This window comes from Lacihabitans soyangensis (assembly GCF_024343775.1).
In the GTDB taxonomy this organism is placed as follows: domain Bacteria; phylum Bacteroidota; class Bacteroidia; order Cytophagales; family Spirosomataceae; genus Leadbetterella; species Leadbetterella soyangensis.
Genome location: NZ_RJUF01000117.1, coordinates 1 through 2008 on the forward strand (window position 1 = coordinate 1; position 2008 = coordinate 2008).

At 50.4% G+C, this 2008-nt stretch carries 3 protein-coding genes; all 3 read right to left on the reverse strand.

Going from position 1 to position 2008, the window contains the following annotated elements:
* Positions 1-763 (reverse strand): histone H1-like repetitive region-containing protein (locus EGI31_RS25555; RefSeq protein ID WP_255037951.1); only part of this gene is annotated, 763 nt, incomplete at its 3' end.
* A gap of 17 nt (positions 764-780) precedes the next feature.
* Positions 781-1170: a hypothetical protein gene (locus EGI31_RS14785; protein WP_255037952.1), complete on the reverse strand. Its 390-nt coding sequence runs from the start codon at positions 1168-1170 to the stop codon at positions 781-783.
* 43 nt (positions 1171-1213) lie between these two features.
* Positions 1214-1759: a hypothetical protein gene (locus EGI31_RS14790; RefSeq protein WP_255037576.1), complete on the reverse strand. Its 546-nt coding sequence runs from the start codon at positions 1757-1759 to the stop codon at positions 1214-1216.
* Between the last annotated feature and the right edge of the window lie 249 nt (positions 1760-2008).

Sequence of the window (2008 nt, forward strand, 5' to 3'; positions counted from 1 at the left end):
TCAGCTGCTCTGCAAAAGCATCCACAAACGGCACAGACGCAATGCCACCCTGAGCCTGTCGAAGGGGCGTCTCAGCAGCTTTATCAGCAACAGCCTTATCCGCAGTAGCCTTATCAGCGGCAGCTTTATCCGCAGCAGCTTTATCAGCAGCTTCCTTTTCAGCAGCCTCTTTCTCGGCAGCTTCCTTTTCAGCAGCAGCCTTATCAGCAGCAGCTTTATCAGCAGCAGCTTTATCAGCAACAGCCTTATCCGCAGCAGCCTTATCAGCGGCAGCTTTATCCGCAGCAGCTTTATCAGCAGCTTCCTTTTCAGCAGCCTCTTTCTCGGCAGCTTCCTTTTCAGCAGCAGCCTTATCAGCAGCAGCTTTATCAGCAGCAGCTTTATCAGCAACAGCCTTATCCGCAGCAGCCTTATCAGCGGCAGCTTTATCCGCAGCAGCTTTATCAGCAGCTTCCTTTTCAGCAGCCTCTTTCTCGGCAGCTTCCTTTTCAGCAGCAGCCTTATCAGCAGCAGCTTTATCAGCAGCAGCTTTATCAGCAACAGCCTTATCCGCAGCAGCCTTATCAGCGGCAGCTTTATCCGCAGCAGCTTTATCAGCAGCTTCCTTTTCAGCAGCCTCTTTCTCGGCAGCTTCCTTTTCAGCAGCAGCCTTGTTAGCAGCAGCTTCCTTTTCAGCAGCAGCCTTATCCGCAGCTTCTTTCTCAGCATCAGCACCAGACTCCACTGGGGGCTGGGGGGCTGTTTTACTATTTTTCGTTCCCATAAAATTAAAAATTAAAATTATTTCCTTTTCCTCGTGACACTCTTCACGTCAATGTTAGTGTCCTCCCTAACATTACCATCCTCACCGCCATTGTCACCCTGTGGCACTTGTGGACCACCAGCATCACCAGTTTGGTTGCTGAGCGTAGCCGAAGCATCACCAGCATCACCAGTTTGGTTGCTGAGCGTAGCCGAAGCATCACCAGCATCACCACCATCTATTCCCCCACTGGGGGCTAGGGGGCTTACGGCATTGGGACTTTCGGTTAGTGTCTCACACCAATCCAACCCCGCAGCCTCACAAGCCACAGCCACATGCTCAGGCACATCCTCTTCAAACGTCACATGCCCTACACCAGGAATCAGCCGAGTCTTACCCACCAATTCCAAATTCTTCAACTTCCTCATTGATATTACTAAAAGTACAGACGCCATGCCTGGCGTCTGAATTTTACACCCAAGGAATCAAAGCCAACGTAGCCGCCGAAATCGGTAGCGGATGATCTCTATGACCACTAGACTTACCCTCAAGGTCAAAACCTCTCTCGTCAGTACCAACGCCACCACTTTTGCCTTTTCCACGCAAAATAATTCCATGGTTAGAGCTACCTACCAAATAATGGCGTCCGTCCGACCCAGGCACAATAAACACACAAGGGTTATTCTTGTACTTCTTCAGTTCAGCCTGCACCTCCTTGCTCATGCCCGCCAACTTCGCCTTCAGCATGTGATCGATATTATTATGTCCCGCACTTGGGCCATTATCATCACTATCAAAGACCACCGAATTCTGAGGCACTTCCACCTTCGCAAACTCGTGAGCACCCAGTCTAGCCACAGGGCTACCCGTAATCTCACCAGCCGTCACATCAGCCACAGCAGGATACTCCCCACTGAAAGCCTTCGCCGATATCACCCCAAACCACGCAAGGTTACCGGCAATATTATCTTCCTGTACAGCATCAGCCGCAAGGTTCGAAAAATCTAATAAAGGCATAATCGTAAAAAATTAAATTAAAAAACTAACTAAGTAAAGACGCCATGCTTGGCGTCTATCAAGTAAAGACGCCATGTGTCACCCTGAGCTTGTCGAAGGGCATGGCGTCTAATTACCACAACAACCCCTCCGGTGCCTGAGCGGAGCCGAAGGCTGGAGGGGCAGGGGTGGTTCTAGTGGGGCTTACGAGAACCCACCAATCCAAAGATCCTTCGGATTCGCTATACCCGCATTTCCGTAGAAATCCAG

Bases quoted from the DNA above. Each gene is read 5' to 3' on its own strand.
- EGI31_RS14785 (WP_255037952.1), bottom strand. From the start codon at position 1,170: ATGAGGAAGTTGAAGAATTTGGAATTGGTGGGTAAGACTCGGCTGATT.
- EGI31_RS14790 (WP_255037576.1), bottom strand. From the start codon at position 1,759: ATGCCTTTATTAGATTTTTCGAACCTTGCGGCTGATGCTGTACAGGAA.